At 74.8% G+C, this 24,426-nt stretch carries 20 protein-coding genes and 2 rRNA genes; 19 read left to right on the top strand and 3 right to left on the bottom strand.

Annotated elements, in window-relative coordinates:
• From ACWFNE_RS17185 to ACWFNE_RS17115, 15 genes are all read left to right on the top strand, one after another.
• Positions 1-739 (top strand): 23S ribosomal RNA (locus ACWFNE_RS17185); the annotation flags it as partial.
• A 79-nt stretch (positions 740-818) separates the two neighbouring features.
• A 5S ribosomal RNA gene (gene rrf / locus ACWFNE_RS17180) occupies positions 819-935 on the top strand.
• A gap of 1,692 nt (positions 936-2,627) precedes the next feature.
• Positions 2,628-3,956, top strand: coding sequence for a hypothetical protein (locus ACWFNE_RS17175; protein WP_452123634.1), 1,329 nt, complete (start codon positions 2,628-2,630; stop codon positions 3,954-3,956).
• Positions 3,953-5,005: an HAD-IIA family hydrolase gene (locus ACWFNE_RS17170; RefSeq protein ID WP_452123633.1), complete on the top strand. Its 1,053-nt coding sequence runs from the start codon at positions 3,953-3,955 to the stop codon at positions 5,003-5,005. The genes ACWFNE_RS17175 and ACWFNE_RS17170 overlap by 4 nt, the downstream gene beginning before the upstream one ends.
• A 61-nt stretch (positions 5,006-5,066) precedes the next feature.
• Positions 5,067-5,543, top strand: coding sequence for a hypothetical protein (locus ACWFNE_RS17165; protein WP_452123632.1), 477 nt, complete (start codon positions 5,067-5,069; stop codon positions 5,541-5,543).
• 5 nt (positions 5,544-5,548) lie between these two features.
• Positions 5,549-6,610, top strand: coding sequence for a TlyA family RNA methyltransferase (locus ACWFNE_RS17160; protein WP_452123631.1), 1,062 nt, complete (start codon positions 5,549-5,551; stop codon positions 6,608-6,610).
• Positions 6,607-7,503: an NAD kinase gene (locus ACWFNE_RS17155; RefSeq protein ID WP_452123630.1), complete on the top strand. Its 897-nt coding sequence runs from the start codon at positions 6,607-6,609 to the stop codon at positions 7,501-7,503. The genes ACWFNE_RS17160 and ACWFNE_RS17155 overlap by 4 nt, the downstream gene beginning before the upstream one ends.
• 2 nt (positions 7,504-7,505) lie before the next feature.
• Complete coding sequence (recN, locus tag ACWFNE_RS17150) at positions 7,506-9,242, top strand: DNA repair protein RecN (RefSeq protein WP_452123629.1); 1,737 nt, start codon at positions 7,506-7,508, stop codon at positions 9,240-9,242.
• 6 nt (positions 9,243-9,248) lie between these two features.
• On the top strand, positions 9,249-10,439 hold the full coding sequence (gene steA / locus ACWFNE_RS17145; protein ID WP_452123628.1) for a putative cytokinetic ring protein SteA: 1,191 nt from the start codon (positions 9,249-9,251) through the stop codon (positions 10,437-10,439).
• A 37-nt stretch (positions 10,440-10,476) separates the two neighbouring features.
• Positions 10,477-11,508 (top strand): copper transporter, encoded by a 1,032-nt coding sequence (locus ACWFNE_RS17140; RefSeq protein WP_452123627.1) that lies wholly within the window; start codon positions 10,477-10,479, stop codon positions 11,506-11,508.
• Complete coding sequence (locus ACWFNE_RS17135) at positions 11,505-12,398, top strand: hypothetical protein (protein ID WP_452123626.1); 894 nt, start codon at positions 11,505-11,507, stop codon at positions 12,396-12,398. Before ACWFNE_RS17140 ends, ACWFNE_RS17135 begins: the two co-directional genes overlap by 4 nt.
• The gene (gene murJ / locus ACWFNE_RS17130) at positions 12,395-14,062 is read left to right on the top strand and encodes a murein biosynthesis integral membrane protein MurJ (RefSeq protein WP_452123625.1); all 1,668 of its coding nucleotides are present in this window, start codon (positions 12,395-12,397) and stop codon (positions 14,060-14,062) included. The genes ACWFNE_RS17135 and murJ overlap by 4 nt, the downstream gene beginning before the upstream one ends.
• Positions 14,059-15,225, top strand: coding sequence for a glycosyltransferase family 4 protein (locus ACWFNE_RS17125; RefSeq protein WP_452123624.1), 1,167 nt, complete (start codon positions 14,059-14,061; stop codon positions 15,223-15,225). The genes murJ and ACWFNE_RS17125 overlap by 4 nt, the downstream gene beginning before the upstream one ends.
• 87 nt (positions 15,226-15,312) lie before the next feature.
• The gene (locus tag ACWFNE_RS17120; RefSeq protein WP_452123623.1) at positions 15,313-16,998 is read left to right on the top strand and encodes a CTP synthase; all 1,686 of its coding nucleotides are present in this window, start codon (positions 15,313-15,315) and stop codon (positions 16,996-16,998) included.
• A gap of 1 nt (position 16,999) precedes the next feature.
• On the top strand, positions 17,000-17,644 hold the full coding sequence (locus tag ACWFNE_RS17115) for an NUDIX domain-containing protein (protein ID WP_452123622.1): 645 nt from the start codon (positions 17,000-17,002) through the stop codon (positions 17,642-17,644).
• On the opposite strand, the gene ACWFNE_RS17110 is transcribed toward ACWFNE_RS17115, so the two are convergent.
• From ACWFNE_RS17110 to ACWFNE_RS17100, 3 genes are all read right to left on the bottom strand, one after another.
• Positions 17,619-18,545 carry a COX15/CtaA family protein gene (locus tag ACWFNE_RS17110; RefSeq protein ID WP_452123621.1) on the bottom strand — a complete coding sequence of 309 codons (927 nt, stop codon included), beginning with the start codon at positions 18,543-18,545 and terminating at the stop codon, positions 17,619-17,621. The genes ACWFNE_RS17115 and ACWFNE_RS17110 overlap by 26 nt on opposite strands.
• Before the next feature lie 93 nt (positions 18,546-18,638).
• Complete coding sequence (locus ACWFNE_RS17105) at positions 18,639-19,448, bottom strand: ABC transporter permease (protein WP_452123620.1); 810 nt, start codon at positions 19,446-19,448, stop codon at positions 18,639-18,641.
• Complete coding sequence (locus tag ACWFNE_RS17100) at positions 19,445-20,404, bottom strand: ABC transporter ATP-binding protein (protein WP_452123619.1); 960 nt, start codon at positions 20,402-20,404, stop codon at positions 19,445-19,447. The genes ACWFNE_RS17105 and ACWFNE_RS17100 overlap by 4 nt, the downstream gene beginning before the upstream one ends.
• Positions 20,405-20,537: 133 nt before the next feature.
• Here ACWFNE_RS17100 and ACWFNE_RS17095 point away from each other — a divergent pair, with 133 nt between their 5' ends.
• The 4 genes from ACWFNE_RS17095 to ACWFNE_RS17080 are packed head-to-tail and all read left to right on the top strand — an operon-like array spanning position 20,538 to position 24,425.
• Positions 20,538-21,335, top strand: a complete 798-nt coding sequence (locus tag ACWFNE_RS17095) for a helix-turn-helix transcriptional regulator (RefSeq protein ID WP_452123618.1) — start codon at positions 20,538-20,540, stop codon at positions 21,333-21,335.
• Positions 21,332-22,774, top strand: coding sequence for a Fe-S cluster assembly protein SufB (gene sufB / locus ACWFNE_RS17090; protein WP_452123617.1), 1,443 nt, complete (start codon positions 21,332-21,334; stop codon positions 22,772-22,774). Before ACWFNE_RS17095 ends, sufB begins: the two co-directional genes overlap by 4 nt.
• Positions 22,774-24,078 carry a Fe-S cluster assembly protein SufD gene (sufD, locus tag ACWFNE_RS17085; protein ID WP_452123616.1) on the top strand — a complete coding sequence of 435 codons (1,305 nt, stop codon included), beginning with the start codon at positions 22,774-22,776 and terminating at the stop codon, positions 24,076-24,078. Before sufB ends, sufD begins: the two co-directional genes overlap by 1 nt.
• Positions 24,075-24,425: a Rieske (2Fe-2S) protein gene (locus ACWFNE_RS17080; protein ID WP_452123615.1), complete on the top strand. Its 351-nt coding sequence runs from the start codon at positions 24,075-24,077 to the stop codon at positions 24,423-24,425. The genes sufD and ACWFNE_RS17080 overlap by 4 nt, the downstream gene beginning before the upstream one ends.
• Position 24,426: the final 1 nt, after the last annotated feature.

Below are 24,426 nucleotides of genomic sequence, written 5' to 3'. Positions count from 1 at the left end.
AATACCACTCTGGTCGCTCTGGATATCTAACCTCGGTCCGTAATCCGGATCAGGGACAGTGCCTGGTGGGTAGTTTAACTGGGGCGGTTGCCTCCCAAAATGTAACGGAGGCGCTCAAAGGTTCCCTCAGCCTGGTTGGCAATCAGGTGGCGAGTGCAAGTGCACAAGGGAGCTTGACTGTGAGACTGACAGGTCGAGCAGGGACGAAAGTCGGAACTAGTGATCCGGCGGTGGCTTGTGGAAGCGCCGTCGCTCAACGGATAAAAGGTACCCCGGGGATAACAGGCTGATCTTGCCCAAGAGTCCATATCGACGGCATGGTTTGGCACCTCGATGTCGGCTCGTCGCATCCTGGGGCTGGAGTAGGTCCCAAGGGTTGGGCTGTTCGCCCATTAAAGCGGTACGCGAGCTGGGTTTAGAACGTCGTGAGACAGTTCGGTCCCTATCCGCTGCGCGCGCAGGAAACTTGAGAAGGGCTGTCCCTAGTACGAGAGGACCGGGACGGACGAACCTCTGGTGTGCCAGTTGTTCCGCCAGGAGCACGGCTGGTTGGCTACGTTCGGAAGGGATAACCGCTGAAAGCATCTAAGCGGGAAGCCTGCTTCAAGATGAGGTTTCCACGGGGACTCGTTCCCTGAGAGGCTCCCAGCTAGACCACTGGGTAGATAGGCCGGATGTGGAAGTGGGGACTAAAGACTCACGAAGCTGACCGGTACTAATAAGCCGACAACTTCACCACATTACTTTTGTGCGACGCGTCCACTGTGCGGTTCCCGAGAGACGAACGGGAACTCCCGTTAGTCATAACTCGACAGAGTTACGGCGGTCATAGCGAAGGGGAAACGCCCGGTCCCATTCCGAACCCGGAAGCTAAGCCCTTCAGCGCCGATGGTACTGCACTCGCCAGGGTGTGGGAGAGTAGGTCGCCGCCGGACATCATTCAGAAAGAGCCACCCCATACGGGGTGGCTCTTTCTGTTTCCCCGGACTTTTGTGTGTTGTGACACGTGACGGCGGCCGGCCGTCGACATGCCGTCCAAGATCCACCACACGCTCCTCTGTCGCCAGCGACGTGCGCCCCTCTCGGTGAGCGCGATCGAGTGGCCGTCGGGTCGAGCGATGTGTCCCGGTCGCGCCACGGGTGCGATCATGAGCGTCTGCAGTCCGATGAGGGGAAGTCCATAGATGAACAGCGACGATCGCAACCGAGGCTCGGAGCGCGACCGGTCCGACGCGCGCGGAGCGCAGCGCCCGCAGGGGAACGGAACCGGACGCTCCGCGGACCGCTCCTTCGGCGGGGCCTCGAGCGGTGGGCGTCCCAGTGGCGACAGGACCGCGGGCGGAGCTGGCGGCCGCGACGATCGTTCGTTCCGAGCCGGCGCTTCAGCGAGCGGCGACCGTCGTGACACCGCGTCCGGCGGCGCTCGCCGCGATTCGGCGCCCGGCAGCGGAGGCGGAGCCCGGCGGGAGTTCGGTGGCGGCGCGCGGAGCGGTGCGAGCGACCGCTCAGCCCGCCCGTACGGCTCGTCGACCGGACGTGGCGAGCGTCCGTCGAACAGCGACCGCTCGTCCCAGCCGGCTCGCGGGGGATCCGCGGCCCGGTCCTCCAGCGGGTCCGCCCGGTCGTGGGAGCCCCGCTCAGGCGCGGGTACGTCGGGCGCGCGCTCCTTCGACCGCCCTGATCGCGACAGCTCGCCCCGGGGTACGGGGTCGTCGTGGCGTGGGTCCGGCGACCGTGACGAGCGTCGCTCCTCCGGTGGATCCGACGGTCAGCGGTCGTTCCGCGCAACTGACGGCCCGCGCGGAGCAGCAGGGCGCTACGGCGCACCCGCGGGGTCCGGCGAGCGCTATGGCAGGCCGGATCGAGGTGCCGGGGACCGTTCGTGGACGCCTCGCGGCGACGCGCGGCCGGGACGTGCCGACGAGTCCCGCCCCTCGCGCGCGCCCGGCTCCGGGCCCCGTCCGTACGGCGCAGGGTCCGGTGGCGTTCCCCGTGTCGCGGGCAGCCGTCCCGGACGCCCGCAGCAGGGTGATCGTCGTCCGTCCGGTCAGGGTGGTGTCGGGTACACGCGCGGCGGCGGTGCGCCGGAGCGTCCGCGCGACGAGCGCGCCGGCGGTCAGCGGTCGTCGGGCGACCGTCCGTCCTACGGCGGCGGTCAGCGTCCCGATCGGGGCTCCGAGCGGCCCTCCACGCAGCGCCCCGCGTCCGGCGGCAGCGACCGTCGGCCGGGGGAGCGTCCTACCGGCGGCTCGTCCCACTACTCCGCCGAGCGTGGGAGCCGGCCCGGTGCTGGGGGCTACCCGTCGCGCAACGCACGGCACGGATCCGAGGACCGGGCTGCACGGGCGACGGGCGACCGCTCCGGGTACGACGCCCCGCAGTCGCGGGACCGGGCGCGGCCCGACGACCGGCCGCGGTTCGACGACCGAGGTCGCTCCGGCGAGCGCAGCCAGCGGCCCGCGGGTGATCGGCCCTACGCGCCTCGCGGTGACCGTCCCTCGTTCGGGGCGGGCGGCGCCGAGCGCGGGGCACGGTTCGGCGAACGGTCGGGCAGCGTCGACCGCGGCCGTCCGAGCGGGGACCGGGCCGCTCGCCCCTGGGCCGATCGGGCGTCCGGTTCCTCGGGCGTGCGGTCCGACCGGTTCGGCAGTGACCGACCGGCTCGTCCGGGCGCGGAGCGGCCCAGCGCCGCACGCCCGTGGGGCCGGGGTGAGCAGTCGTCGAGCCGGTCCGGTGACGACGACCGCCGGCCCACGCGTCCGCCGCAGCCCGAGCGCGTCGTCGCTCCCGAGCTGCCCGACGACATCGCCTTCTCCGACCTCGACCGGGCCGTCCGGGCTCGGCTGCGCACGCTGAGCAAGGAGAACGCGGAGAACGTCGGGCTGCACCTGGTCATGACCGGGCGTCTGCTCGACTCGGACCCCGAGCTCGCGTACGAGCACGCCCAGGCCGCGGTACGCCGCGCCGGTCGCGTCGACGTCGTGCGTGAGGCGGCCGGGTTGGCGGCCTACCGGACCGGACGGTTCGCCGAGGCGCTGCGTGAGCTGCGCACGGTGCGCCGGCTCAACGGCTCGTCGGAGCACCTGGCCGTCATGGCGGACTGCGAGCGCGGGCTCGGGCGCCCGGAGCGCGCCCTCGCGCTCGCGTCCACACCCGAGGCCGAGAGCCTGACTCCCGCCGAGTCCGTCGAGCTCGCGATCGTCGTGAGCGGGGCGCGGCTCGACCTCGGTGAGCCCGAGGCGGCGATCGCCGTGCTCCGGGCCCCTGCGGTCCGGGACGCGTCGGGCGTCGTGACCGTGCGGGTCGCGCAGGCTCTCGCGGCGGCGTACGAGGCTGCCGGGCGTGCCGACGAGGCGCGCGAGGTGCTCTCCGGCTACACCCAGGCGCAGCTCGACGAGGCGTCGGGCGCTGCCGAGGAGGAGGACGACGTCGTCGTGTTCGACCTCGACGAGGACGAGCACGCTGCCGAGGCGGACACGCCCGACGAGGGTGACGTGGACGGCGGCGATGCGGACGGTGCTGCGCACCCTGAGCAGGGCGACGTCGCCGTGGACGACGTGGACGGCCCCGACGAGGCGGACCCCGCGGACGGGCGTGACGGAGCGGGCGACGTGGACGAGGCGGACCCCGTGGACGGGCGCGACGGGGCGGCGGACCCGGACGAGGCGGACGACCGCGCTGTCGAGGACGGCGCGGACGAGCGGCGGCCGCGTGATGCCGTCGGCGGTCCGGACGGCGTGGACGTCGCCGAGGGTGCGGACCGTGCGCACGGACGCGACGACGCGGACGAGCGGCCCTCGGGGGACGCCGGCGACACCGCGGTCGGAGCGGACGGGCCCGAGGGGGGCGACTCTGTCGACGCGAACGACCGCGTGGAGGCGCTCGACGGTTCGGACGGGCCCGACGGCGCCGAGCATGTCGACATCGCCGAGCGCGGGCGCGAGGGCGACGCGTGAGCCGCGGGCTGCTCGGCAGCGACGTCCCGCTCGCAGAGGCGCACGACCTGGCGCTCGTCGACCTCGACGGCGTCGCCTACCGCGGTCACGAGCCGATCATGGGCGCGGCGAAAGGGCTCGGCGGCGCTCGGCTGCGCGGCATGCGGCTCGTCTTCGTGACGAACAACGCGTCGCGCGAGCCCGAGTCGGTGGCCGAGCAGCTGACGGGGCTCGGGATCCCCGCCGAACCGGCCGAGGTGATGACCGCCGCACAGGCGGCTGCGGAGATGCTGCGGACACGGCTGCCGCAGGGTGCCAAGGTGCTCGTGGTCGGTGGGGCGGGCCTGGTCACCGCGGTGACTGCGGCCGGCTACACCGTCGTGGAGTCCGCGGACGACGGTCCCGACGCCGTGGCCCAGGGATTCGCGCCCGACCTCGGCTGGGCCCAGCTCGCCGAGGCGGCGTACGCGGTGCAGCGCGGGGCGTGGCACGTCGCCAGCAACCTCGACCTCAGCCTGCCGACCGCGCGCGGGTTCGCCCCGGGCAACGGCTCGCTCGTCGGTGCCGTGCGCGCCGCGACCGGCGTCGCTCCGGACAGTGCGGGCAAGCCGTCGCCGGACATGTACCGGATGGCGATCGCGCGCGCCGGGGCCACGGCGCCGCTCGTCATCGGGGACCGCCTCGACACCGACCTGGCCGGCGCCCGCGCCGGGGACATCCCCGGGCTGCACGTGCTGACCGGCGTCAGCTCGGCGCGCGACGACGTCCTGGCGGCTCCGGGCGAACGCCCGCACTTCATCGGCGTCGACCTGCTCTCGCTCCTCGAGCCGCACCCGCTGCCCGAGCGGTCCGCCGAGGGGTGGTGGGTCTGCCGCAGTGCCGCCGCGCGCGTCACCGACGGGCGCCTCGACCTGCACCGTGGCCCGGAGCCGGGGGATGATGGGGCCGACCTCGTGCGCGCGGCGTGCGCGGCGGCGTGGGACGCCGTCGACGCCGGTCTCGCGCTCGACCCGAGCTCCGTGCCGGACCTCGGTGTGGGCGAACCGGGCGAGGTCGGTACCGGAAGGTAGCGTGTGCCCGGGCCGGGTGGCGCGTCACGAGGCGCGGTCCGACGACGACGGGAGGACGGACATGGACGAGCACGTCGACACGGCGCGCGCGGTGCCGCTGCCGTCCGCCGGGGCGTTCGGCGGCCGGGTGCCGGTGCCCGCCCACCCGTCCGGCCCTGCCGCGCCGTCCGCACCCGGCGCGGCGTCCTCCGCGACCCCCGTCGCCACCCCCCTCCCCGGGGCGAGCGCGCCTGGTCTGGCTGCAGTCGCGGTCGGCGCGAACGCCCCGACTCCCGCGCCCAGCGGTTCGCCCGCGACGGCGGCCGACGGGTCCCCGCGACCGACGCCCGCGAGCGTCCGCGTGGCCCGGCCGGCCGCCGCGCCGCGCGACGTCGCCGAGGACGCGTCCCTGCACGACGGCGGATCGGGCGACCACGCGGTCGACGAGGCGATGACGCTCCTCGCGATGCTCGAGGAGCTGCCCCTGCGCGAGCACGTCGCGGTGTTCGACGGCGTGCATGCCGCCCTGCAGGACCGCCTCGCGGACACCGAGGGCTGAGCGTGGTGACCGCACGTCTGGACAGCGAGCTCGTGCGCCGAGGGCTGGCACGCTCGCGCCGTCACGCGGGTGAGCTGATCGCCGCGGGACGCGTCGCCGTGGATGGCGTCGCCACCGCCCGCAGCGCCACCGCGCTGAGGGACGAGCAGTCGGTGACCGTCGCGGCGGACGACGACCCCGGCTACGCCTCCCGCGCGGGGCACAAGCTCGCCGGCGCGCTCGACCGGTGGGTCCCCGCAGGCCTGCGCGTCCAGGACCGGGTGTGCCTCGACGCGGGCGCCAGCACGGGCGGGTTCACCGACGTGCTGCTGCGGCACGGCGCTCGCCGGGTCGCAGCGGTCGACGTCGGGCACGGTCAGCTCGTCGAGGCGCTGCGCACCGACCCGCGCGTCGAGTCGCGCGAGGGTGTCAACGTGCGGAGCCTCGCTCCGGGCGACCTGGTGCCGCCGCCCGAGCTCGTGGTCGCGGACCTCTCGTTCATCTCCCTGACGCTGGTGCTCCCGGCGCTCCATGGAGTGGTCGCGGACGGCGCCGACCTCGTGGTCATGGTCAAGCCTCAGTTCGAGGTCGGCCGGGAGCGGCTGGGGTCGGGTGGCGTCGTGCGCGACCCCCGGCTGCGCGCCGAGGCCGTGCTGACGGTTGCGCGGGCCGCCGTCGCGCTCGGGCTGCACGTCGTGGACGTCTGCGCCAGCCCTCTGCCCGGGCCGAGCGGCAACGTCGAGTTCTTCCTGTGGCTGCGTCGCGCCGACGGCGCAGCGGCGTCCGCTGCCCGACCGACGCCGCCCGTGAGCGGGACCGCCGCGGCGGAAGCGGGCGAACCCGCACCCGCGGGGCCCGGGCACCTCGACGCCGGGCCGACCGACGCCCGGGCGATTGAGGCCGGGGCGACCGAGGCCAGGGCGACCGAGGCCGGGGCGACCGACGCCAGGGCGACCGACGCCGGAGCGACCGGTGTGCGCCCGGTCGGTGCCGGGCGGGCGGGTGCGGAGGGCGTCGGCGCCGGGCTGACCGACGCCGAGCTCGCGCGCCGTGTCGAGGTCGTCGTCGCGCACGGAGGAGAAGCGTGAGCCGCCGCGTCCTGGTCGTGACCCACGGCGGCCGTGCCGAGGCGGTGGCCGCGACCGACGAGGCCGTGCGCGCGCTCAAGGACGCCGGGTTCGTGCCGGTCATCGCCGACGACGACGGCACCCCGCCGCCCGTCGACGACCTCGACCTTGCGATGGTCCTGGGCGGTGACGGCACCATCCTGCGGGCGGCCGAGCTGACGCGCGGCACCGGGGTCCCCCTGCTCGGGGTCAACCTGGGGCACGTCGGGTTCCTGGCGGAGAGCGAGCGCGAGGACATCGTCGAGGCCGTGCGCCGCCTCGCCGACCGCGCCTACACCGTCGAGGAGCGCGGGACGCTCGACGTCCGCGTGCACACCCCGGGCGGGGGAGCGCCCCAGACCGGCTGGGCGCTCAACGAGGCCGCGCTCGAGAAGAGCGACCGGGCGCGGATGCTCGAGGTCGTCATCGAGGTCGACGGGCGGCCGCTGTCGTCGTTCGGGTGCGACGGGGTCGTGCTCGCGACGGCGACCGGATCGACGGCGCACGCGTTTTCGGCCGGGGGACCGGTCGTGTGGCCCGACGTCGACGGCATGATCCTCGTGCCGCTCTCGGCGCACGCGCTCTTCGCGCGGCCTCTGGTGGTCGGGCCGTCGAGCGTGCTCGCCGTCGAGATCCTGGGGCGCTCGCCGGCGAGCGGGGTCGTCACTTGCGACGGGCGGCGCAGCACGGAGCTGCCGGTGGGCTCGCGCGTCGAGGTCCGCCGCAGCCCGGTGCCGGTGCGCCTCGCGCGGCTGAGCCACGCCCCGTTCACGGACCGGCTCGTGAACAAGTTCGCGCTCCCCGTCGAGGGGTGGCGCGGCGAGAAGCCGAACGGGGGGCGACGAGCCCTCCCCACCGACGGACACGAGGACTGAGCGTGCTCGAGGAGATCCGGATCGAGAACCTGGGCGTCATCGGGCGCGCGCACGTGGCGCTCGGGCGCGGCCTGACCGTGCTCACGGGAGAGACGGGCGCGGGCAAGACGATGGTGCTCACGGGGCTCTCGCTGCTCCTGGGCGGCAAGGCCGACCCGGCGGTCGTCCGCACCGGGCAGCGCAGCGCGTCGGTCGAGGGCCGCATCGTCGAGCCGGAGGGCTCCGCCGTGCTCCGGAGGGCCGAGGACGCGGGTGCGGAGACCGACGACGACGGGACGCTCGTAGTCCTGCGCACCGTCGGCGCGGCGACCGCCGAGACGTCTGGGCGCTCGCGTGCCTTCCTCGGTGGTCGCTCGGTGCCGCAGGGCGTGCTCGCGGACCTCGCGGACGCCCTCGTGACCGTGCACGGCCAGGCCGACCAGGCACGGCTGCGGTCACCGTCGCGCCAGCGCGCCGCGCTCGACGCGTTCGCCGGCCCCGAGCACGCGGCGACGCTCGAGCGGTACCGCGAGGCGTGGAACGCGCGCCAGGCCGTCGTCGCGGAGCTCGCCGAGCTCGTCGAGCGCAGCCAGGACAGGGCGCGCGAGGCGGAGCTGCTGCGGCTCGGGCTGAGCGAGGTCGAGCGGATCGACCCGCAGCCCGGCGAGGACGTCGAGCTGACCGCCGAGGTCGAGCGGCTCTCACACGCCGAGGACCTGCGTGCGGCCGCGTCCGGCGCGCACACCGCGCTCGTCGGCGAGGACGACGCGACCGCGGACGGCTCGGCGAGCGCGGTGATCGACCACGCGCGCCGCCTGCTCGAGAACGTCGGTGAGCACGACGCGACGCTCGCGGCCCTCGCGACCCGGGTCGCCGAGGCCGGCTACCTGGTCGCGGACGCCGCCGCCGAGCTCTCGTCGTACGTCCAGGACCTCCAGGCCGACCCGGCCCGGCTCGAGACGGCGCAGCGGCGGCGCGCCGAGCTGGGGACGCTGACGCGCAGCTACGGCGCGGACGTCGCCGAGGTGCTCGCGTGGGCGGACGTCTCCGGGCGGCGGCTGCTCGAGCTCGAGGGTGGCGACGACCGGGTCGCGGAGCTCGAGGCCGAGCGTGACGCCCTGGGTGCGCGGCTCGCCGAGCTCGGGGAGCGACTGACCCGGGCCCGTCAGGACGCGGCAGGCGTGCTCGCGGAGGCGGTGTCCACCGAGCTCGCGGGCCTCGCGATGGCCGGCGCGCGGCTCGTCGTCGACGTCGCCCCCGCGCCGGAGCCCGGGCCGCACGGGCTCGACGCGATCGAGATGCTCCTCGTGCCGCACGCCGGCGCCCCCGCACGTCCGCTCGGCAAGGGCGCGTCGGGCGGCGAGCTCTCGCGCGTGATGCTCGCGATCGAGGTCGCGCTCGCGACGTCCCCGGGATCGGGCGCGCACCGGCCCGGGACGTTCGTGTTCGACGAGGTCGACGCCGGTGTCGGGGGCAAGGCGGCCGTCGAGGTCGGCCGCCGGCTCGCCGCGCTCGCGCGCGACTCCCAGGTGCTCGTCGTGACCCACCTCGCCCAGGTCGCGGCGTTCGCGGACCAGCACCTCGTGGTGACCAAGTCGCACGCCGACGGGGTCGACGTCGTCACCGAGTCGGACGTGCGTTCCGTCACGGGCGCCGACCGTGTGCGCGAGCTCGCCCGCATGCTGTCCGGTCAGGAAGACTCCGAGGTGGCGCGCTCGCACGCGGCTGAGCTTCTGGAGCTCTCCGGCGTGGGACGATGACGGGCGATGAGAGTTCCCCTGCGCAAGCGCGCCTCCCTGCCTGACGAGCCCGGCGTCGCCGGTCCGGCCCGGGTCGACCCCCGGACGAAGGCGCTCACCAAGCGCCTGCGGCCCGGCGACGTCGCGGTCATCGACCACCTGGACATCGACCGCGTCTCGGCCGAGGCGCTCGTCGCGTGCGGTCCGGCCGCGGTGCTCAACGCCGCTCGCTCGACGTCGGGCCGCTACCCGAACCTCGGTCCCGAGATCCTCCTCGAGGCGGGCATCCCGCTCGTCGACGACCTCGGTCCCGACGTCATGGCGATCACCGAGGGGCACGCCGTGCGGGTGCTCGACGGGGCCGTCTACGACGGCGACACGCTCGTGGCCGAGGGCGTGCTGCAGACCGCGGAGACGGTCGCCGCGGCGATGGAGGAGGCGCGCGCCGGGCTGTCCGTCCAGCTCGAGTCGTTCGCCGCGAACACCATGGACTACCTCCGCCGGGAGCGGGACCTGCTGCTCGACGGGGTCGGCGTGCCCGACATCGACACGGACATCGACGGCCGCCAGGTCCTCATCGTGGTGCGCGGCTACCACTACAAGGAGGACCTGGTCACCCTCCGGCCGTACATCCGCGAGTACCGGCCCGTGCTCATCGGCGTGGACGGCGGCGCGGACGCGATCCTCGACGCGGGGTGGACGCCCGACCTCATCGTCGGCGACATGGACTCGGTCTCGGACCGGGCCCTGCGGTGCGGTGCGGAGGTCGTGGTGCACGCGTACCGCGACGGGCGCGCACCCGGGCTCGCCCGCGTCGAGCAGCTCGGTGTCGGGCACGTCGTCTTCCCGGCGACGGGGACGAGCGAGGACGTCGCGATGCTGCTCGCGGACGACAAGGGCGCCGAGCTCATCGTCGCGGTCGGGACGCACGCGACGCTCGTGGAGTTCCTCGACAAGGGCCGCTCCGGCATGGCCAGCACGTTCCTCACGCGGCTGCGCGTCGGCGGCAAGCTGGTCGACGCCAAGGGCGTCTCGCGCCTGTACCGCCACCGCATCTCGAACGTGCAGCTCGTGCTGCTCGTGCTCGCCGGGCTCCTCGCCCTCACCGTCGCGCTCGCGTCGACCGCCGCGGGCCAGACGCTCGCCGGCCTCGCCGGCGCCCGGTTCGACGACCTGTTCTCGTGGCTCGGCTCGCTCGTGGGAGAACCCCAGGAATGAGCCTGACGCCGCCCGCCTGCAACCGAGAGATCCTCACGTGATCGACTTCCGCTACCACATCGTCTCGCTCATCTCGGTGTTCCTGGCCCTCGCGGTCGGCATCGCGCTGGGCGCCGGACCGCTCAAGGAGACGATCGGCGACACGCTCACCGGTCAGGTCGAGATGCTGCGCGCCGAGAAGGACGGTCTCCGCACCGAGCTCGAGACGTCGCAGGCGCGCCTCGCGAACTCGACGGCGTGGATCAGCGCCGCCGGGCCGCAGCTCGTCGACGGCACGCTCGAGGGTCGCCGGGTCGCCGTCGTCGCCCTCGGCGAGATCGACCCCGAGCGGGCCACCGCGATCGACGCGTCCCTGACCGACGCCGGCGCCACCCTGACGGCGCACGTGACCGTGACCGACGTGTGGACGGACGAGGAGCTGCGCAGCATGCGTCGCGCTCTCGCCGGGACCTTCGTGCAGTACCTGAACCCGGCGCCCGCGGACGACGCGCAGGACGAGGCGATCCTCGCCCAGGCGCTCGCCCAGGGGCTCACCGGTGCCTCGCCGACGTCCCCCGACACGTTGTCGGAGTCCGCGTCGACGCTGCTCGACCTGCTCGACGAGGGCGACCAGGCGCTCATCGCCGTGACGGAGCCGGTCGTCACGGCGGCCGACGCGGTCGTCGTGGTGAGCCCGTTCGACGAGGCTGCCGCCGCTGCGGAGACGCCCGGGGACGAGGAGCAGGAGAGCACGACGAGCGCCCAGCTCGCGATCCTCGCGGCCGCGCAGGAGGTGTCCGAGGGCGCCGTGCTGGCGGACGCCCCGCGGGACGCCGCGACGCTGACGGACGCGGTGCTCGCCGACCCCGAGCTCGCGGACCGCCTCACGACCGTGACGGGCACGGACCAGGCTCCCGGCCAGATCTCCGTCGCGCTCGCCCTCAACGCGCGCATCGGCGGCACGAACGGCCACTACGGCTTCGGCGAGGAGCAGACGGTGCTGCCGCAGCCGGTCGTGCTCCCGCCCGTGGACCGCACGCCGACCTCCGCGGTGCCGGCCGACCCGAACGCCGCCGGGGCCGGCGGATGACGGTCGGACCGCTGTGGCGCGTGCTCGGGGCCGCAGGAGCGGCGACCGCGACGCTCGTGGCCCGCGGGCTGCTGGACGAGGTCCCGGGTGGGACGGCGCGCTGGACCCGCACGAACCACCGTGGTGAGCCGGTGAGCATGCTGGCCGGTCCCGCGGCCGCGGCGGGCGCGCTCGTCGGGGGCGTCCTCGGGGCGGGCAGCGTGCGCGGCGCGCTCGCGGCAACGGTCGCGACCGGGTCCGCGGCGTCCTTCGGCGTCGTCGACGACCTGACGGAGGACACCACCGAGCGGACGAAGGGGCTGCGCGGCCACCTCGGTGCGCTCGCCCGTGGACGCGTCACGACCGGCGGGCTCAAGGTGCTCGGCATCGGCGCCGGCGCGGTGCTCGCCGCGGTGATCGCGACGCCGGTGCGCGCGGCGGACGGCTCGCGGCGCTCGGCCGCGGGCTGGGGGCTCGACGTCCTCGTGTCGGGTGCGCTCGTCGCCGCGTCGGCCAACCTCGTCAACCTGCTCGACCTGAGGCCCGGGCGCGCGCTCAAGGCCGTGGGGCTCACGGCGGCCCCGCTCGCGCTCGCGGGCGGTCCCGGTGCGGGTCTCGCCGCGGCGGTCCTGGGGACGGCGGCGGCCGGGCTCGAGGCCGACCTCGCGGAGCGCGACATGCTCGGCGACGGCGGGGCGAACGCGCTCGGGGCGATGCTCGGCACCGCTGTGGTCGTCGAGGCGAGCCGTCCGGTGCGGCACGGGGTGCTCGCCGGGCTGGTGGCCCTGACGCTCGCGAGCGAGCGGGTCAGCTTCACCGAGGTCATCGCGCGCACGCCCGTGCTGCGGGAGGTCGACGCGTGGGGGCGGCGCCCGGCGGCTCCCGTGCGGGTCGAGGGCACCGGCGCGTGAGCCCGCGGCTCCGGGCGCTCGTCGGGGGGCTCGCCGGGGCGGCGGCGATGATCGCCGTGGTCACGGTGGTCAGCCGGCTGCTCGGCTTCGCGCGGACGTTCGCGCTCGCGTCGAACGTCGGAGCCGACTCGGTCGCGGGCGCGTACGCGTCGGCGAACGCGCTGCCGAACGTCATCTTCGAGGTCGCGGCCGGTGGCGCGCTCGCGGGCGCGCTGGTGCCGGCGCTGGCCGGGCCGATCGCGCGCGGTGTGCGCGCGGACGTCGACCGGATCGCGTCCGCGGTGCTGGGCTGGGTGCTCGTCGTCCTCGTGCCGCTCGGTGCCCTCCTCGCTCTCCTCGCCGAGCCCGTGGCCCGCGTCGTCGCGCACCTGTCCGACGACCCCGGCCAGGAGGACCTCGTCCGGTTCTTCGTCATCGTGTTTGCGGTGCAGGTGCCGCTGTACGGCATCGCCGTGACGCTCGCGGGCGTCCTGCAGGCGCAGCGCCGGTTCTTCTGGCCGGCGTTCGCCCCGGTCCTGTCGAGCGTCGTCGTGATCGTCGCGTACCTCGCCTACGGGGCACTGTCCGCGGGCGAGGGCACCGCCCCCGCCGCGGTGCCCGAGGACGCGCTGAGCTGGCTCGCCTGGGGCACCACGGCGGGCGTCGTGGCGATGAGCCTGCCGCTGTTCGTCCCGGTCTGGCGCTCCGGCGTCCGGCTGCGGCCGACGCTGCGCTTCCCCGAGGGGGTCGCCGCGCACGTGCGCCGGCTCGCGTTCGCGGGCGTCGGTGCGCTCGTCGCGCAGCAGGGCGCGGTGCTCGTGGTCCTCGCGCTGGCGAACACGGGGCCCGCGGGCACCCCCGCCGTCTTCCTGTACGTGCAGGCCGTCTACGTGCTGCCGTACGCGGTGCTCGCGGTGCCCCTCGCCACAGCGACGTTCCCGCGGCTGGCCGAGCGGGCCGCCGAGGCGGACCGCGACGGCTTCGCGCGGCTCGCGGCGCGGACGACGCGCGCGGTGCTCGTCGCGTCGGGGCTCGGGGCGGCGGCCGTCGTCGCCGCTGCTCCCGCGGTCGCGAGCCTGTTCGTCGGCGTCGCGCCCGAGGGGGACCCCGAGCTGCTCCTCGCGATGGGTCCGGCGCTCACCTGGATGGCGCCCGGGCTGCTGGGGTACGCGCTGCTGTTCCACGTCTCGCGCGCGCTCTACGCGCTCGACCGCGGCAGGGCGGCGGTGCGGGCGGCGGCGGTCGGCTGGCTCGTCGTGGTCGTGGCGTCGCTCGTCGCGTGCCTGCTCGTGCTGCCCGACGCGCAGACCCCCGCGACCCTCGTCGCGCTCGGCGCCGGCAACGCGGTCGGGATGCTCGTCGCCGGTGCGGCGCTGCTGATCGAGCTGCGGCGGGCCGCCGGGCGGGACGCGCTCCGCGGCATCGCGCGCACGCTGCTCGTGCTCGCCCTCGGGGGGACGCTCGGCGCGGTCGCGGGCCGCCTCGTGTCCGACGGCGTGCTCGCGCTGGTCGGGGACGGGACGGCCGCGGCGCTCAGCGCGGGTGCGGGCGGTGGCGTCGTCACGCTCGTGGTCGCCGGGAGCGTCGTGCTCGGGCTCGACCGGGACATCGTGCGCTCGCTGGCCGGCGCCGGCCGCGGCGCCACCCGCTCGACGAGCGCGACGGACCAGGGGAGGGGCGCATGACCCGGCGGGTCGTGCAGGTGCTCGGGTCGAGCGCCGGGGGCGTCGCACGCCACGTCGCGCAGATCGCCGCAGCCCTCTCCTGCGCCGGCGGCGACGTCGGCGCGCTGCAGGTTCAGGTGGTCGGCCCGGCGGCTGTCGAGCGCACCGTCGTGGGCGGGACGACCCGGGCCGCGTTCCGGGCCGTCGAGATCGCGGACCGACCCCGCCCCGCCGCCGACGCGCGTGCCGTCCGGGAGCTGCGCCGGCTCGTGCGCGGCGCCGACGTGGTGCACGCGCACGGCCTGCGGGCGGGGGCGCTCGCGGTCATCGCCACAGGGACGCTGCCCCGCCGGGTCCGACCCCGGTCGGTCGTGACGCTGCACAACCTGCCCGTCGGCGGGCGTGCGGTCCGCACGGTCTCGGCCGTGCTCGAGGTCGTGGTGGCCCGGGGCGCCGACGTCGTGCTCGGGGTGTCGGGCGACCTCGTGGCACGGACGGCCGCGCGGGGGGCCCGTGAGGCCGAGCGCGCCCTGGTGCCGGCACCGACGACCGCGCCGCCGGCCCGGTCGCGCTCGGACGTCCGGGCCGCGCTCGGGGTGCCGGATGGCGCCTCGCTCGCGGTCACGGTCGCGCGCCTCGCCCCGCAGAAGGGCCTCGACACGCTGCTCGACGCCGCGGCGCTCCTCGGGCCCGCGCCGGAGCTCGTGTGGGTCGTCGCGGGGGACGGGCCGCTCGAGGGTGCGCTAGGGGCGCGCGTGCGGGACGAGAGCCTGCCTGTACGGCTCCTGGGCCGGCGCGGCGACGTCCCGGACCTGCTGGCCGCCGCCGACGTCGTCGTCTCGACGGCCGTCTGGGAGGGCCAGCCGATCGCGGTCCAGGAGGCGCTGCGCGTCGGGGCGGCCGTCGTCGCGACCGACGCCGGCGGCACGCGCGAGGTCACGGGGAACGCCGCGGTGCTGGTGCCCGTCGGTTCCGCGGAGCGGCTCGCGGAGGCGGTCCGGACGGTGCTGACGGACGACGACCGTCGCGAGGCCCTGCGGGTGGCGTCGTCCGCGCGGTCGGCCGAGCTGCCCGACGTCGCGCAGGTCGTCGCCCAGCTCGTGCGGGTCTACGGGCTCGTGGGCAGCGGCTCCGACGACTCCGGCTCCGGCTCCGGCTCCGACGGTGGCGCGCGAGCCCGCTGACGCGCCGCGCGCGGGCCGACAGCCCGTCAGGGACGCGCCGACCGCCCGGTCCGGGTCCGGCGCCCGCGTCGGGTAGAGTGGAAGCCCGTGGCAGAGCGCGCAAATCGACTCTCCGGGCGGTCGGACAACACGACCCGGCACATCTTCGTCACCGGAGGCGTCGCCTCCTCTCTGGGCAAGGGCCTCACGGCCAGCTCCCTCGGTCGGCTCCTTCGTTCCCGTGGCCTCAGGGTCACGATGCAGAAGCTCGACCCGTACCTCAACGTCGACCCCGGGACGATGAACCCGTTCCAGCACGGCGAGGTGTTCGTGACGGAGGACGGCGCGGAGACCGACCTCGACGTCGGTCACTACGAGCGCTTCCTCGACGTGGAGCTCGTCGGCTCGGCGAACGTCACGACCGGCCAGGTGTACTCGCAGGTCATCGCCAAGGAGCGTCGCGGCGAGTACCTGGGCGACACCGTGCAGGTCATCCCGCACATCACCGACGAGATCAAGCTGCGCATGCGCGCCCAGGCGGACCCCGCCGAGGGCCAGGCACCCGACGTGATCATCACCGAGATCGGCGGCACGGTCGGCGACATCGAGTCGCTGCCGTTCCTCGAGGCTGCCCGCCAGGTGCGCCACGACCTCGGCCGCGACAACGTGTTCTTCCTGCACGTGTCCCTCGTGCCGTACATCGGTCCGAGCGGTGAGCTCAAGACGAAGCCGACGCAGCACTCGGTCGCGGCGCTGCGCTCGATCGGCATCCAGCCCGACGCGATCGTGTGCCGGGCGGACCGCGACGTCCCCGAGTCCACGAAGCGCAAGATCGCGCTCATGTGCGACGTCGACGCCGAGGCGGTCGTGACTGCCAAGGACGCGCCGAGCATCTACGACATCCCGCGCGTGCTGCACTCCGAGGGCCTCGACGCGTACGTCGTGCAGCGTCTCGGGCTGCCGTTCCGGGACGTCGACTGGAGCGGCTGGGACGAGCTGCTGCAGCGCGTGCACGTCCCGGCGCACCGCGTCGAGGTCGCGCTCGTCGGCAAGTACATCGACCTGCCCGACGCGTACCTCTCGGTGACCGAGGCGCTGCGTGCCGGCGGGTTCCACCACGACGCGAAGGTCGTCATCCGCTGGGTCACGTCGGACGACTGCCAGACCCCCGAGGGCGCGAAGCTCGCGCTCGAGGGCGTCGATGCGGTGCTCGTGCCCGGCGGGTTCGGGGTGCGCGGCATCGAGGGCAAGCTCGGTGCGCTGCGCTGGGCGCGCGAGCAGAAGGTGCCGACGCTCGGGATCTGCCTGGGCCTGCAGTGCATGGTCATCGAGTTCGCGCGCTCGGTGCTCGACCTGCCCGGGGCGTCGTCGTCGGAGTTCGACACCGACCCGGTCGACCCGGTCGTCGCGACGATGGAGGAGCAGCTCGCGATCGTCGACGGCGCGGGTGACCTGGGCGGCACGATGCGCCTCGGTGCGTACGACGCGGTGCTGACCCCCGGCTCGGTCGTCGCGGAGGCGTACGGCACGACCGAGGTCTCGGAGCGCCACCGGCACCGCTACGAGGTCAACAACGGCTACCGCGACCGCCTCGAGGCGGCCGGTCTCGTGATCTCGGGCGTCTCGCCCGACCGGTCGCTCGTCGAGTTCGTCGAGCTGCCGCGGGAGACCCACCCGTACTTCGTGGCGACGCAGGCGCACCCGGAGTTCAAGTCGCGCCCGAACCGCGCGCACCCGCTCTTCGCGGGCCTGATCGGTGCGGCGCTCGCGCAGCACGGGACGGACGAGGACTGACATGACGAGCACGGGGCCGCGCGCCGGGGACGACCAGGACCTCACCGAGGTCGCCGACCGCGCGGCTCCGCGCCCTGTCACCGAGCACACGCTGCTCCACGAGGGGCGCGTGTGGGACCTCGTGGGCGACGTCGTGGACCTGGGGGAGACCCAGGTGCTGCGCGAGTACGTCGACCACCCGGGCGCGGTCGCGGTCATCGCGGTCGACGACGAGGACCGGGTCCTGCTGCTGCGCCAGTACCGGCACCCGGTGCGCTCCGAGCTGTGGGAGCCGCCGGCGGGGCTGCGGGACGTCGCGGACGAGCCGCCGGTCCGGACCGCGGCGCGCGAGCTCGCCGAGGAGGCGGACCTGCGTGCCGAGCGCTGGCACGCGCTCGTCGACTTCTACACGACCCCGGGCGGCTCGTCGGAGGAGATCCTGGTCTTCCTCGCGCGTGGGCTCTCGCCCGTGCCGGACGACGAGCGGTTCGAGCGCACGGACGAGGAGGCCGGCATGGTCCCCGTGTGGGTGCCGCTCGACGACGCCGTGGCCGCGGTGCTCGGGGGCCGGCTGCGCAGCCCCTCGGCGGTCGTCGGCATCCTCGCCGCCGCGGCGGCGCGCGCTCGCGGGTGGGACGAGCTCACGCCCGCGGACGCAGCTCCCTGACGAACGCGGTCAGCGCGGCGGTGAGCAGCGCGGCGCCGAGCATGTGCACGCCGACGAGCACCGCGGGCAGGCCCGTGAAGTACTGCACGTAGCCGACGAGCCCCTGCGCGAGGGTCACGACGACGAGCACGACCGCCGCGCGCCGGGTGCGGTGCGGCGCGGCACCGCGGAACAGACCGACGACGAGCACCGCGAGCAGCGCCAGGAACGCCCACACCGACGCGGCGTGCAGCTTCGCGGCGAGCACCGGGTCGAACGCGAACCGGTACGCGACCTCCTCGTCACCGCCGTGCGGGCCGGCCCCGGTCACGAGGATCCCGAGGGCGAGCATCACGACGGCGACGCCGACGAGGACCCGGCTCAGGGCGATCAGGCGCGGCCCGACGACGGCGCGCGGGGGACCGTCGCCCTGCCGGTGCCGCACGACCAGCGCGGTGGACGCCGCGACGAGCCCGAGCGAGATGATCATGTGCAGCCCGACGAGCGCGGGCGGCAGCTCGAGCAGCACGATGACGCCGCCGAGCACGGCCTGCAGGACGACTCCGACGAGCGGCAGGAGCCCGAGCCGCCGGTAGCCGGGCGCGCGCGTCGCGTCGGTCCACACGAGCACGGCGACCGTGATCGCGATGACCCCGAGCACGCCCGTGAGCGTGCGGTTCCCGAACTCGATGAAGGGGTGGATCGTGCTCGCGGAGTGCAGCGCGGGCGTGAACTCGCCCGGCTCGCACTGGGGCCACGTCGAGCACCCGAGGCCCGAGCCCGTGAGCCGGACGGCGCCGCCGGTGACGATGATCACGACCTGCGCGACGAGGTTCGCGACCAGCGCCGGACGCGTCCACCTGCGCCAGCGGGCGAGCGGGTCGCGGCGGGCGGGCGGGGCGGTCACGGGCGCGGTGCTCACGTCCTCCAGGGTACGGCGGCGCGGCCGTCGTCCACCCCGGCGGGGGCACCCCGGGGACGTGAGATGGGCGACCCGCCCCGGCCGTGCGGCCCGTCAGTGCCAGCGGAACAGCCGGCGTGCGCCCCACGCGAGCGCGACGGCCCAGGCGAGCAGCACGAGCAGCGAGGTGACCGCGACCTGCCCGTGGACGAGCCCCGCACGCAGCGCCTCGCCGAGCGCTCCCGACGGCAGCAGCAGAGCGACGTCGCCCAGCGGGCCGGGCAGCTGGCTCGCCGGGATCACGATGCCGCCCGCGACCGCGAGCAGCACGAGCACGAGGTTGGCGGTCGCGAGGACGGCCTCGGCCCGCAGCGCCCCGGCGAGCGCGAGAGCGAGCGAGGTGAACGCGGCGGTGCCGAGCAGGATCGCGAGCAGCGCGGCGGGCACGCCGGCGAGCTCCGGCCGCCAGCCGAGCGCGACCGCGACGGCCCCGATCACCACGACCTGCACGAGCTCGACCGCGAGCACGCCGAGGACCTTGCCGGCGAGCAGCCCGCCGCGCCCGAGCGGCGTGGTGGCAAGCAGCCGCAGGACGCCGTTACGCCGGTCGAACGCGGTCGCGATGGCCTGCGAGGTGAACGCCGTGCTCATCACCGCGAGCGCCAGCACCCCGGGGGCCACGAAGTCGATCCGGGACGCGCCGTCGGTCGCGAGCTCGACGAGACCGGTGCGCGCGAGCCCGACGAGGACGAGGACCGGCAGGATCACGGTGACGAGCAGCTGCTCGCCGTTGCGCAGGATCATGCGCGTCTCGAAGCCGGCCTGCGTGAGCACCCGCCGCAGGGCCGGGGCCGCGCCGGGGGGTGTGCGTCCCGGGTCCGTCGCGGTTCCGCCGGCCGGTGCGGGGCGGGTGTCGGGGCTCATCGCAGGCTCCGTCCGGTGAGGTCGAGGAAGACGTCCTCGAGGGTGCGCCGCCCGACGGTCACCCGGCTCACGAGCAGGTCCCGCGCGGCGCACCACGCGGTGAGGTCGGCGAGGGTGCGGGCGTCGACGTCCCCCGTGACGACGTAGTCGAGCTCGCCGCCGTCGGGGGAGGGACGCACGACGTGCCCGGCTCCCGGGGCGGGTCGCGTGGTGAGCGCCTCCGTCAGGGAGCCCAGCGCGGACGCGTCGAGGGTGACCGGCGCCGTGAACCGCAGCGTCCGGTCGCTGCCGGCCGCGACGAGGTCCGCGACCGAGCCCTGCGCGATCACGGCACCGTGGTCCACGACGACGACGCGGTCGGCGAGGTCCTCCGCCTCGTCCATGAGGTGCGTGGTCAGCACGACGGACGTGCCCTCGTCGCGCAGCTCGCGCACGAGCTCCCACACCGCGCGCCGCGACTGGGGGTCCATGCCGGCGCTGGGCTCGTCGAGGAACACGAGCTCGGGGCGGCCGACGAGAGCGGTCGCGAGCGCGAGCCGCTGGCGCTGACCGCCGGAGAGCCGCCGGACCGTCGTGCGCGCGAACGCGCCGAGCCCGAGTCGTTCGCTGAGCTCGCCGACGTCGCGCGGGCGGGCGTGCAGCCGGGCGACGTGCTCGAGCATCTCGAGCGCACGCACGCCGGTCGGCAGGCCGCCGTCCTGCAGCATGACCCCGACGCGCGGGCGGAGGGCGCGGGCGTGGGCCAGCGGGTCGAGCCCGAGCACGCGCACCGAGCCGGCGTCGGGGGAGCGCAGGCCCTCGCAGCACTCGACGGTCGTCGTCTTGCCCGCACCGTTCGGCCCGAGGACCGCCGTCACGCGGCCGGCGTCCGCGACGAGGTCGAGCCCGTCGACGACCGCCCGGGAGCCGTACCGCTTCACGAGGCCGCGGATCTCGACGGCGGGGGTCTCGGGCACGCACGGAGTCTAGGTGGTGGCCGGCGTCGCACCGTGCGTGCGTGGCCCGCCGTGGTGAGGGTCACCTTGCTTGCACGGAACGAATTCGGCAACAAGGATGTTGGCAATATCGAGACTGCGGAGGAGGTGGTTCGTGAGCGCGACCATGCCGGTGACCCGGACCCCTCGGGCGACCCCGCCGGCCCCGCGGGCCACCGCCGCTCACGGCGCCGCGACCCCCCTCGCGCCGTCGGCCGTGCGCGGTGCGCCGGGTGCCGTCGACGAGGCCGGGACCCGACGCCGCATCCTCGAGCTCGTCGCCGCCGACGGCCCCGTCTCCGCGGCCGAGCTCGCCGCGGAGCTCGACCTGACCGGCACGGCGATCCGCCGGCACCTCGGCGTCCTCGAGGGCACCGCCCAGATCGCGGTGCACGAGTCGACCACCCCTGCGCCCGCCCGCCGCGGACGCCCGGCCCGCCGCTACGTCGTCACCGCGCAGGGCCAGGCGGCGCTCTCCCACCGCTACCCCGAGCTCGCGGCGCAGGCGTTGCGCTTCCTCGCCGAGGTCGCCGGCCCGGGTGCGCTGGAGGAGTTCGCCGAGCGCCGCGTGCGCGACCTCGAGACCCGGCACGCAGCGGCCGTCGACGCGGCGGGCCCCGACGTCCAGGCGCGCGCCCAGGCGCTCGCCGACGGCCTCGCCCGAGACGGGTACGCCGCGACCGCGCGGCCCGGGCCCGGCGCACGCGCGGTCCAGCTCTGCCAGGGCCACTGCCCGGTGCAGCAGATCGCGACCGAGTTCCCGCAGCTCTGCGAGGCCGAGGCGCACGCGTTCTCGCGTCTCCTCGGAGTCCACGTGCAACGCCTCTCGACGCTCGCCGCCGGGGGTCACGTGTGCACCACGAACATCCCGATCACCACGCCCCCTGCCCCTGTGGAAGGACCGAACGCATGAGTGCGTCCACCGAGAACCCCGTGAGCACACCCCTCACCCAGGACGAGGCCATCGCGTCCATCGGTACCTACGGGTACGGGTGGCACGACGGCGACGCTGCCGGCGCCACCGCGCGCCGTGGCGTCGACGAGGACGTCGTCCGCAACATCTCCGCGCTCAAGAACGAGCCCGAGTGGATGCTCAAGACGCGCCTGAAGTCCCTGCGCCTCTTCGACAAGAAGCCGATGCCCTGGTGGGGCTCGGACCTGTCGGGCATCGACTTCGACAACATCAAGTACTTCGTGCGGTCGACGGAGAAGCAGGCGACGAGCTGGGAGGACCTCCCGGACGACATCAAGAACACGTACGACCGGCTCGGGATCCCGGAGGCGGAGAAGCAGCGCCTCGTCGCGGGCGTCGCCGCGCAGTACGAGTCCGAGGTCGTCTACCACCAGATCCAGGAGGAGCTGGAGGAGCAGGGCGTCATCTTCGTCGACACCGACACGGGCCTGCGCGAGTACCCGGAGATCTTCGAGCAGTACTTCGGCTCCGTGATCCCCCCGGGCGACAACAAGTTCGCCTCGCTCAACACCGCGGTGTGGTCGGGCGGCTCGTTCGTCTACGTTCCGCCGGGCGTGCACGTCGAGATCCCGCTGCAGGCCTACTTCCGGATCAACACGGAGAACATGGGCCAGTTCGAGCGGACGCTGATCATCGCCGACGAGGGCTCGTACGTGCACTACGTCGAGGGCTGCACCGCGCCGGTGTACTCGTCGGACTCGCTGCACTCCGCGGTCGTCGAGATCATCGTCAAGAAGAACGCCCGGGTCCGGTACACGACGATCCAGAACTGGTCGAACAACGTGTACAACCTCGTGACCAAGCGCGCCACGGCCGCCGAGGGCGCGACGATGGAGTGGGTCGACGGGAACATCGGCTCCAAGGTCACGATGAAGTACCCGGCGATCTACCTCATGGGCGAGCACGCGCGCGGCGAGACGCTGTCGATCGCGTTCGCCGGCGAGGGCCAGCACCAGGACGCGGGCGCCAAGATGGTGCACGCCGCCCCGCACACGTCCTCGTCGATCGTGTCGAAGTCGGTCGCCCGCGGCGGTGGCCGCACGTCGTACCGCGGTCTCGTGCAGGTGCTCGAGGGCGCGAGCCACTCGGCGTCCAACGTGCTGTGCGACGCGCTGCTCGTGGACCAGATCTCCCGCTCGGACACCTACCCCTACGTCGACGTCCGCGAGGACGACGTCTCGATGGGGCACGAGGCCACGGTCTCGCGCGTGAGCGAGGACCAGCTGTTCTACCTCATGTCCCGCGGGATGGCCGAGACCGAGGCCATGGCGATGATCGTGCGCGGCTTCGTGGAGCCGATCGCGCGCGAGCTGCCCATGGAGTACGCCCTCGAGCTGAACCGCCTGATCGAGCTGCAGATGGAAGGGTCCGTCGGCTGATGACGAGCACCACAACTGACCAGGAGACCCCGGGCACGCCCGGCGGCCTCACGACCGACCACTCGCGCGCCGTCGCCGACGGGGCGCACCGCCACGGGGTCGGCGGCACGCCGCAGTCGTCGCGCGCGGAGCGCGTGAGCTCGTTCGAGCTCGCGCAGTTCCCCGTGCCGACCGGGCGCGAGGAGGAGTGGCGGTTCGCGCCGGTCGACCGGCTCGCCCCGCTGTTCGCGGACGAGCTGACCGGCCCGAAGGTGCTCACGACCGTCGTCGAGGCGCCCGAGGTCACGGTCGAGGTCGTCGACCGCGACGACGTGCGGCTCGGCCAGGCCGGCAAGCCGGGCGACCGCACGGCCGCCACGGCGTGGGCCTCGTTCCAGCGCGCGACGATCCTCACGGTCCCGCCGCAGGCCGTGGCCTCGGCGGCGACGATGGTCCGCGTCGAGGGCATCGACGCGAGCAAGACCACGGCGTCGCACATCCTCGTGCACGCCCGCGAGCTGTCCGAGTCGCTCGTCGTCATCGACCACGTCGGCCCCGCGTCGCTCGCCGAGACCGTCGAGGTCGTCGTCGAGGACGGGGCGCACCTGACCCTCGTCTCGGTCCAGGACTGGGCCGAGGGCTCGGTGCACGCGTCGAGCCACCGCATCACGGTCGGCCGCGACGCGACGGTCAAGCACATCGTCGTGACGCTCGGCGGCGACGTCGTGCGCGTCACGCCGGACGCCGAGTTCTCCGGCGAGAACGGGTCGATCGAGATGATCGGCCTGTACTTCGCGGACGCCGGCCAGCACCAGGAGCACCGGCTCTTCGTCGACCACAACGTCCCCTCGTGCCGCTCGCGCGTCACGTACAAGGGCGCGCTGCAGGGCGAGGGCGCGCACACGGTGTGGGTCGGCGACGTGCTGATCCGCGCCGAGGCCGAGGGCACGGACACCTACGAGCTCAACCGCAACCTCGTCCTCTCGGACGGCGCGCGGGCCGACTCGGTGCCGAACCTCGAGATCGAGACCGGCCTCATCGAGGGTGCCGGGCACGCCAGCGCCACCGGGCGCTTCGACGACGAGCAGCTGTTCTACCTCCGCTCGCGCGGCATCCCCGAGGCGGACGCGCGCCGGCTCGTCGTGCGCGGCTTCTTCGCCGAGCTCGTCCACGCGATCGGCGTGCCCGAGGTCGAGGAGCGGCTGCTCGAGTCGATCGAGGCCGAGCTCGAGAAGAGCATGAGCGTGCTCGGGGCCGAGGCGACCCTGCCGGCCGGCGACACGGACCTCTCGGCGGTCGAGGTGCGCGAGCAGGAGCAGGTGTGAGCGCGCAGTTCGCCTGCTACGCCGAGGACGTCGCCGTCGGCTGCGCCCTGCGCCTCGAGCTCGAGGGTGAGAAGGGCCCCGTGGAGGTCGCGGTCGTCCGCGACGAGGAGGGGGACCTGCACGCGGTCTCCGACATCTGCTCGCACGGCGCCGTCTCGCTGTCCGACGGCGAGGTCGAGGGCCGCACCCTCGAGTGCTGGCTGCACGGCTCGCGCTTCGACCTCGCCACGGGAAAGCCGCTCAGCCCCCCGGCGGTGCGCCCCGTCCCCGTCTACCCCCTGACCGTCGACGGCGAGCGTGTGCTCGTGGACGTCGACGCCCCCCACGGATCCTCCGAGGAGAACTGAG

The sequence above is a fragment of the Cellulomonas sp. NPDC055163 genome, assembly GCF_053607065.1.
This window is presented reverse-complemented; position numbering and strand designations above follow the sequence as displayed.